Below are 8,878 nucleotides of genomic sequence, written 5' to 3' on the forward strand. Positions count from 1 at the left end.
CTATTATTCCGTTGCACTGTTAATATTTTGCTCTGTTGCTCTGTTATTCTGAATCTTCAACGCTATATGCTAGGAGAAGCTGCCTTGGGACTATTTAAGGCCAGAACATATTGCAGGCCAAAAAAAACCAGCAATGAAGCTGGTTTTTTGGCAGTGAATTTTAATGATGGCTTTCAGTAACAGCTTACTCAGACTTGCTAATCATCAAATCGATGGTTGCTTTTATCTCATCGTCGCTGCATGACATGCATAAGCCTTTCGCAGGCATAGCGCCAATGCCGTTGATCGCATTGGTATAGAGTGCATCGATACCTTTGGCCAAGTGCGGCGCCCAGGATGCAGCATCGCCAACCTTTGGCGCGCCCGCTGCACCAGTATCATGACAACCGGCACAGTTACCTGAGTAGATATCACTAGGATCTTTGGGCCCAGCACTGGCAACAACTGCCGCTGCAGCACAATCATCGCCTTGTAAACAAATCGTGCCTACCGGCTTAATGCGCTCAGCAATCGCCTCTTTTTTAGCTTCTGAAATTGCAGCAGCTTGCATAGCAAAAAGTGTTGCAATGGCAAGAAATGCAAAGCGTTTGACAGTAATTACAACTTTCACGGGTCTACCCTCAGTGTTCAAATTTTCTGTGCGCATTATAGCGTTTATTTTGTGTTTTTCGAGTGCAAATTCGACTTAAACATTGAAGCTGTTATTATCAGCTACAACTTAAAAATAACCTATGCTTGTAAGCTTTAGTTATACGCACCCAAACAATCAACAGCTTGCAATGTGAACCGCTATTGCTTGGTAAATCATCTTATGTTTCGGCAGCTATATCGCCGCTTAATGCTTTTATGCGCGACTTGTCTGGTTTTTTGCACACCTGTCTCACAGGCCGAACGTTTAACCATTGCAGTAGCCAGCAATTTCAAAACCAGTCTTGAACATTTACTAGACCATTACCCTGATGCTGACTCGGTACAAATTATCGCGGGCTCCTCAGGCAAGTTGTATGCACAAATACGACGTGGCGCACCCTATGATGTCTTTTTATCGGCCGACCGAGATAAACCTTTGCGCCTTATCGACGAGGGTTATGCGCTTGCCAACAGCTTTTACGAATATGCCTTGGGTGAATTAGTGCTGTGGACTTCGCACCAGGGCAGTATTGAAACAGTTTTACAACAGACTCAGCGGCTCGCCATTGCCAACCCCAGACTAGCTCCTTATGGGAAAGCAGGGGCCACATTTTTACAAGCGCATCAGTTTGCATCTGAGCACATTGTATACGCCGAAAATATTGCGCAAGCGTTCCAGTTTCGATTCAGTGGCCATGCTGATAGCGCTCTGATTGCCGGCTCACAGGCATCCAGCATTGCTTCTGGTCGCCTTATCCGCTTAACTAGTCATCAATACCCTGACATAGTGCAAAGTGCTGTGATTATTAGCGCAAGCCGACATCATGCTGCGGCAAATGATTTCATGCAATTTTTACGCAGTGATCGCGCTCAATCACTTATTGTAGAGCTGGGTTACTTGGACCAAAATAGGCAACAACGCTAATGTTTGACTCGCTCAGCCAACAAGATTGGCAAGCCATTATAGTCACGCTAAAGCTGGCCACGGTAACAACCTTCTGTTTGCTTCTGATTGGCTTACCATTAGCTTGGCGGCTTGCACAAGCCCGATCTGGCTGGAAGACTTGGGCTCAAAGTATTATTGCCCTACCGTTGGTACTCCCACCGACGGTTCTAGGCTTTTACTGCCTATTATTACTCAGCCCAGATGGGTTTATTGGTCAACTAGCAAGCCAACTCGGAGTTCAATCACTCGCGTTTAGTTTCGGCGGTATTGTTTTCGCCTCGTGCATTTATTCACTGCCATTTGTCGTTCAGCCCTTAATCAACCATTTTGAAAATATTGAACCGCAAATCATTGAAACTGCCATGACGCTTGGCGCATCACGACTGGATATTATGTACTCAATCATTTTACCGCAGAGCAGGCGCGCAATTCTGAGCGCTGGCGTGCTGGGCTTTGCGCATACTCTCGGGGAGTTTGGCGTAATTTTAATGGTTGGCGGCAATATTCCAGGCGAAACCAGGGTAGTATCGATGCAAATTTATGAGCATGTCGAGAGCCTCGCCTACCCACAAGCACATAGCTTATCGTTGATTTTATTGATCAGTGCACTAATCACCTTGCTGCTGCTATATAGCTTTAATCAACAACGCTTGTCGATGCTGCCTAAAAACCGATTCAAGCTAGAGAAAACCCGATATCATGATTGAGCTATCTCTTGAGGCAAGCTTAGATACGTTCTCATTATCCATAGACACCTGTATTAACAGCCAGGGCATCACCGCTATTTTTGGTCCATCAGGGGCTGGCAAAACTTCGCTATTGAGACATATTGCAGGCCTAGCTAAAAGCCCAGACTGCAGGGTTGTTTTTAATCAATCCGTTTGGCAGAACGGAAAGTCTAAACTAGCTACCGCTAAACGAGGTGTAGCTTACGTTTTTCAACAGCCACATTTATTTGAACATTTAAATGTACAGCAGAATTTAGCATTTGGCGCACAGCGCAGCAAACGAACCGTAGCAGCAGCTACAGAAACAAGAATTTATCAGGTGCTGGGCATCACCAGCCTTCTTGCAAGGCAGGTAGATGGCTTATCGGGCGGCGAGAAACAGCGCATAGCAATCGCACAGGCGATTCTTAGTTACCCAAAATTGCTGTTGTTAGATGAGCCATTATCAGCATTAGATGATCACAACAAGCAGCGGATTATTCGTTTATTAAAAGCCCTCTGCCTTGAGCTAAACCTACCGATGATCTACGTAAGCCATTCGCTATCAGAGATCAGTCAGTTGGCCGATCAGCTGGTCGTTTTAGATCAAGGCAAAATTATTGATCAAGGTGATGCGATAGATCTTATTAATCAAAAGCAACTCGCGATGAACACATCGCAATGGTTTTCGGTGCACACAGTATCAGCTATCGCAGCGGCTGCAGATGCCTCCATCAAAATGCTAAGCATTGGGCAAGCAAAACTAATCATCAGTGCGTCTGCGCTTAAAGCTTATGATAACCAGGCTGAGGCCAGTCTAGAGCCTGCCGTGATGAGGGTAATGCTTTACGCTAAAGACATCAGTCTTTGCCTAGAAAAACCGACACACAGCAGCATCGTTAACATACTGCCCGCCACCATCGTAGCCATAGACAATAAAGACGCTGATCAATGCTTGGTGACCTTAAATTGCCAGGGGCTAGTTTGTTTTGCACAAATTACTTTATACTCTTGTCAACGCTTAGCACTTAGCATAGGAAAAGCAGTATTTGCACAAATCAAAGCTGTATCAATACTCAATGGAAACTAAGCCATGCAAGGATTTGGCTTGAGAGCAATCTCAACCGGCAACAGCTCATCGCAATATTTTAACCTAGCTACTTGCCAATATCGCAGCAAGTGTGCAGTTTTATTTCTGCTATTGTTAGCATATAGCTTTTCCAATACTGTGCTTGCGAATACAGCACCTGTCTCTAACACGCAGTTGCAGGCTAAACCTAAAATTGCCTTGGTGTTGGCCGGAGGCGGTGCAAAAGGTGCAGCACACATCGGTGCACTGCATGTGTTAGAGCAGCATAATATTCCTGTGCATATCGTTACCGGCACCAGCATCGGCTCGGTGGTTGGCGGCCTGTATGCCTTGGGCTATAACGCAGATGAGATTAAGCAACGTATGTTTCGCGCAGACTTTAATCGTGGCTACTCTGACACCATTGCTCGAAAAGACCTACCTTACCGAGATAAACTTTTCTTCGATCGCTTCAACATCCCCCTCAGCCTGGGTTACGCTGATGGTGAAATCAAATTGCCCGGCGGGCTTCTGCAGGGCCAAACCATGAAACGTTTGTTGCGAGAGGTAGCTGGCCTAAGCAGTGCAGAACTTAACTTTGATCAATTAGCTATTCCTTACCGCGCAATCAGCACCGATTTGAATACGCGTGAGAGTTATATTTTTAGCTCAGGTGACATTATTAAGGCTATGCGTGCATCATCTTCGGTACCTGGCGCCTTGGCCCCGGTCAAACACGATGGCCGATTACTCATCGACGGCGGCATCAGTAATAATATTCCCGTAGCACAAGCTATTGAATTAGGTGCTGATATCGTGATTGCCATCGACATCAGTGGCAAGCTGCTAGAAAAACAGCAAACACAAACGGCTCTTGGTGTAGTTGGTCAGCTAACGTCTTTTTTAACGCAGGAAGGCACATCGAGACAGCTCGCCAAACTACGAGCAGAAGATATTTTGATCGAACCCGATATCACAGATATTGCAATGACAGATTTTTCCAGTATGGATAAAGCTTATCTCGCAGGGGTTGCAGCAACAGAACAAGCTTTAGAGCAACTTAAGGTATTATCCGTTGATGACAGACAATATGCTGACTACCAACAGCAGAAAATAGCTAGGCGTAAACAGCTGATATTTGCAGACCCGATTGTATTCCAGAGCGTTCAGCTAGATAACCAATCAGCAACACCCGATGCATTTATTGACCAGTACATTAAGAATCTGCGGCTAAAACCTACCTCAACTGAAGAAATACTTAACAGTATTGATGACATNTATGCCAGTAATGAATTTGAAAAGGTCGACTTATCTATTTCGACTGCTGCGGGCGAATCCGGCAAAAGCTTAAGCATTCAAACCTATGGCAAAAGCTGGGGGCCAAACTTTTTTAATTTTGGTATAGGCTTTGAAGAGGACACCACTGACAAGAGCAATCTTAATTTAGACTTTGCCTACACCATTAAAAACATAACCGACAATGGTGGCGAATGGAGTAATCAGCTGGAAATAGGCTTCGAGCGGGATTTTATCAGCGAGCTTTATTTCCCCCTAACATCCTCAAAATCGAGTTTTAGCAGACTGCAATACGAGTATAAAATTGAGGTCTGGGATACCCTGGTAGCTAAAAATGATATCGAAGATATTCGCACAGAGTCTCACACTGTTGAGCTAGGTATTGGCTATAACTTTAGCTCAGACAGCTTGATTGAAATTGGCCTGATCGGTGACATTGGCGACATCGGCTTTGAAGAAAATCGCGATGGTGCATCCTACGACAGTCGCGGCAGTTATATCACACTCGCCTATGACAATTTAAACCGCGTTAGCTTTCCTACACGAGGCAATCAGCTAGTCATAGACTATAAGATACTTCAGGAAAAAGTACGTAATGGTATTCAGCTAAAAAATGTCAGTTTCAATGAAAATGCCGGACGCTACCAAACTGAGATTATCGATCTTGCTTGGAAAGGCGCGATCAATATTGAGCACCACACTTTGGTCGGCAAACTGCGTTGGAATAAAACTATCAGCGATAGCGAAAATAGCGTTTATACCTCCCGCCTGGGTGGCTTTCTCAATCTCTCTGGTTATTCACTGAATGAATTAGTTGCCAATGAGAGCGCTCTAGCATTGATCAGTTATCAGTGGGATCTTGGCAGAGATGCGTTTGGTTTTTCACAATATCCGCTGTATCTTGGTCTGAGCCTTGAAACGGGCAGCGTCATTGCTGCTGAAGATAAATTCAGCCGCGACAATCTAATTCAAGCGGGCAGTGTATTTTTGGGCACTGATACTGCACTGGGCCCCATCGTATTTGCCTTCGGCGTTAATGACAATCAGCAACAAAATCTCTACCTGTATTTGGGCAAAAACTTTTAGTCCCAACGTATAGTTGCTAATAGTCAATGAGATTAGCCTTAGACAGCCAGCGGTTCAGCTGTCTATAATTCATTCACTGATACACACCAGAAAAAAAAGGAGATTTACATGTCTATCAGCTTACCCGCACTGCCCTATGACATGGGCGCACTGGCTCCACATATTTCGGAGGAAACCTTAGAGTTTCACTATGGCAAGCACCATAAAACGTATGTCGATAAATTAAATGGCATGATCGAAGGCACCGAGCATGCCGATAGCCCATTAGAATCAATTATCACCAATAGCTCAGGCGGCGTTTTTAATAATGCGGCTCAAATTTGGAACCACACTTTTTATTGGTCAAGCTTAAGCCCAGCTGGCGGCGGCGAGCCAACAGGGGCGATTGCCGATGCTATTAATAGCAGCTTCGGCTCTTTTGCTGAATTTAAAGCGGCGTTTACTCAATCGGCCATCGGCAATTTCGGCTCTGGCTGGACCTGGTTAGTAAAACAAGCCGATGGTAGCTTAGCGATTGTGAATACTGGCAATGCCGAAACACCACTGACTGACAGCAGCGTTACCGCCTTATTGACCGTTGATGTATGGGAGCATGCCTATTACATCGACTATCGTAATGCACGTCCTGCCTATATGGATGCATTCTGGGCTCTAGTCAATTGGGACTTTGCCAATACAAACCTCTCTGCCTAAAGGCATTTTCGGTATAATGGGTAAAATTGCTTATCCATTATACCGTGACTTATCCACTGATCGACTCAACACAAGCAGTAAGCACGCGACACCCTGACGTTGTTATTATCGGTGCTGGCGCATCGGGGTTAATGTGTGCCGCCACTGCAGCCAAACGTGGCCTCAATGTTTTAGTATTAGAAAAAGCCAATAAAGTTGGCAAAAAAATTCTGATGTCCGGCGGCGGCAAATGTAATTTCACCAATTATGATGTTCGGCCCGAACATTTTATCTCGCAAAATCCACACTTTTGTAAGTCTGCATTAAGCCAATACACGCAGTGGGATTTTTTTAGTCTGGTTAATGAATACGCAATTGAGTGGGAAGAGCGTAAACACGGCCAGTTGTTTTGTCGTCATTCAGCGAAAGATATCCTTAATATGCTGCTTGCCGAATGCCAGCAGCAAGCGGGATCGGTTAGCATTAAAACTCGCCAACAGATCGAACAGATAACATATGCTGACGGTCTATTCTTGATAGATACCGAAACACAGCAAATACGAAGCAAGCAATTAGTCATTGCCACAGGCGCCTTATCCATTCCTACCTTGGGCGGCTCAGGCTTTGGTTATCAACTTGCACAGCAATTTCAGTTGCCCTTGGTGCCAAGACGGGCAGGGTTAGTGCCGTTTACGTTCACTGATCAGTTAAAACATCTTTGCAGTACCTTATCAGGCTTAGCGATTGACGTGGGCGCTCGCTGCGGTGAGGCTTATTTTCGTGAAAACCTGTTATTTACTCATCGTGGCATGAGCGGGCCGGTGGCCTTACAAATTTCAAATTATTGGCAACCTGGCCAAGCGATTGAACTTGATTTATTGCCCGAACAGAACGCTTCAGATTTACTATTACAAGCTAAGCAACAGCAGGCTAAATCCGGATTGAAAGCGCTGCTATCGCCATTGCTAAGCAAGAAACTGGTACGTGAATTGCTTGAGATGTACTGGCCTGAGTACCAAGATAAAAGCTTAGCGGAAATTCCTGATAAGCGTTTGATGAAAATTGCCGACAGCTTGAATCGTTGGCAAATTAAACCCGCTGATACTGAGGGTTACCGCACCGCCGAAGTTACTCTGGGTGGCGTTTCAACCGAGGCAGTGAGCTCCAAAAGCTTTGTTTGTAAACACCAGCCCGGGCTTTATTTTATTGGTGAGGTGCTTGATGTTACGGGCCACTTAGGGGGCTACAACTTTCAATGGGCCTGGTCCTCTGGTTACGCCTGTGGCACGCATTTAATGCTCGATTAAATTATATCGGCCACGCAAACACCAACTCAGCGCTGACACGCTAGCGTTGCCAATACAGCAAGGAATGAGATATGAAACTTGATAAAAATTCGGTTGAACCTTCAGTATGGCGCTATTACGAAGGGCTGTTAGCCGTGTTATCGGCAAGCGACATGGCCGAGTCTCATTCTACCTTCAATCATCAACAAAAACCTCTGCTGCAAAGCTCAAATACTGAGACTCCCCGCGAGTAGTCGCATGCAAACGATTATGCAACTTTACACATCAGCTACATCAAGTTATCTGCAGCGATATAAATCGATAAGCTTGACGCCCTCTATAAAGCTTTACAAACTATCCGCATGAACGTGAATTAGCCCTAAAAACTGACATTATTCCTTATCGCTGCACGTATTTGGTACACATAAAAGCGTTATATTTGCTATGGTTGCCTGCCAAGTCTAAGCAAGACTGGGTATATAGCTACCGGTATAAGAAAACGTATGATAAAACGACTGCCATAATAAAAAGCCAGTTTTAAAAGTAGCCGCCAGTAATAAGCATCTGCAAACATAATGACGTGGCGTAAGTATCTGCAATGAGCCTAAAACATAATACAGTTTATCAAATCAGCGACATCGCATCGTTAGCGCAAGCTAGCGTGCAGCAGGCCTATGCAGACATTGATCCAATTATTAACATCAGCCACCAGATGCGCCAGGCCGGATTTGCCGCCGACACACTTACCATTGAGCGGCAGCAAACGCAAAAACGCATATTAATGATCTTTGATGATCAAGACCCCGACACTGTGTTGGTCGAATTAGGCTATAGTAACGAAGACCCACGGATGACATTCACAGCCTTTGCACTGAAAGACTTATCCGAAACGCTGCTGTTTAATTGGATGGTATATGCACTTGCCGCAGGCAATACTGAGCTATGCCAGGCAAAACAGCCTGCAAACGATGCCAAGGCGAACGCAACATCACAGGATCAGAACGACGAACTAGGTGAAAATCTGGGTGAAAGTACGGGTGAGAGTTTGGGTGAAAAGCCGAGTGATAAGCGATGAAGTTTATTTTCCTGATACTAATTGCCTTAATAGCGCTGAACAGCGCAAACAGCCTGGCAGAAATTTACCGTTATGTTGATAAATACGGCAATGTTCACTACGGCGACAGGC

At 45.2% G+C, this 8,878-nt stretch carries 10 protein-coding genes; 9 read left to right on the forward strand and 1 reads right to left on the reverse strand.

All coding sequences use genetic code 11. The features are described from left to right. Positions 1-184: 184 nt before the first annotated feature. Positions 185-550, reverse strand: a complete 366-nt coding sequence (locus HRU21_07860; protein NRA42206.1) for a cytochrome c5 family protein — start codon at positions 548-550, stop codon at positions 185-187. A 261-nt stretch (positions 551-811) separates the two neighbouring features. Here HRU21_07860 and modA point away from each other — a divergent pair, with 261 nt between their 5' ends. The 9 genes from modA to HRU21_07905 form a co-directional block, all read left to right on the forward strand. Continuing rightward, on the forward strand, positions 812-1,555 hold the full coding sequence (gene modA / locus HRU21_07865; GenBank protein ID NRA42207.1) for a molybdate ABC transporter substrate-binding protein: 744 nt from the start codon (positions 812-814) through the stop codon (positions 1,553-1,555). Beyond that, entirely contained in the window at positions 1,555-2,283 is a 729-nt protein-coding gene (gene modB, locus HRU21_07870) for a molybdate ABC transporter permease subunit (protein NRA42208.1), read from the forward strand. The genes modA and modB overlap by 1 nt, the downstream gene beginning before the upstream one ends. Next, positions 2,276-3,373: a molybdenum ABC transporter ATP-binding protein gene (gene modC / locus HRU21_07875; GenBank protein ID NRA42209.1), complete on the forward strand. Its 1,098-nt coding sequence runs from the start codon at positions 2,276-2,278 to the stop codon at positions 3,371-3,373. Before modB ends, modC begins: the two co-directional genes overlap by 8 nt. 18 nt (positions 3,374-3,391) lie before the next feature. Next, positions 3,392-5,734 (forward strand): patatin-like phospholipase family protein, encoded by a 2,343-nt coding sequence (locus tag HRU21_07880; GenBank protein NRA42210.1) that lies wholly within the window; start codon positions 3,392-3,394, stop codon positions 5,732-5,734. A 108-nt stretch (positions 5,735-5,842) separates the two neighbouring features. Then, a complete protein-coding gene (locus HRU21_07885; GenBank protein ID NRA42211.1) occupies positions 5,843-6,427 on the forward strand; it encodes a superoxide dismutase [Fe] in 585 nt (194 codons plus the stop codon). Positions 6,428-6,558: 131 nt separating this feature from the next. Further along, on the forward strand, positions 6,559-7,713 hold the full coding sequence (locus HRU21_07890; protein NRA42212.1) for an NAD(P)/FAD-dependent oxidoreductase: 1,155 nt from the start codon (positions 6,559-6,561) through the stop codon (positions 7,711-7,713). A gap of 71 nt (positions 7,714-7,784) precedes the next feature. Continuing rightward, on the forward strand, positions 7,785-7,946 hold the full coding sequence (locus HRU21_07895) for a hypothetical protein (protein NRA42213.1): 162 nt from the start codon (positions 7,785-7,787) through the stop codon (positions 7,944-7,946). A gap of 344 nt (positions 7,947-8,290) precedes the next feature. Then, the gene (locus HRU21_07900) at positions 8,291-8,767 is read left to right on the forward strand and encodes a hypothetical protein (protein NRA42214.1); all 477 of its coding nucleotides are present in this window, start codon (positions 8,291-8,293) and stop codon (positions 8,765-8,767) included. Beyond that, positions 8,764-8,878: DUF4124 domain-containing protein (locus tag HRU21_07905; GenBank protein ID NRA42215.1), on the forward strand; the 115-nt coding region annotated here is incomplete at its 3' end. The genes HRU21_07900 and HRU21_07905, both read left to right, overlap by 4 nt.

It is taken from the genome of Pseudomonadales bacterium (genome assembly GCA_013215025.1).
Lineage (GTDB): Bacteria > Pseudomonadota > Gammaproteobacteria > Pseudomonadales > DT-91 > DT-91.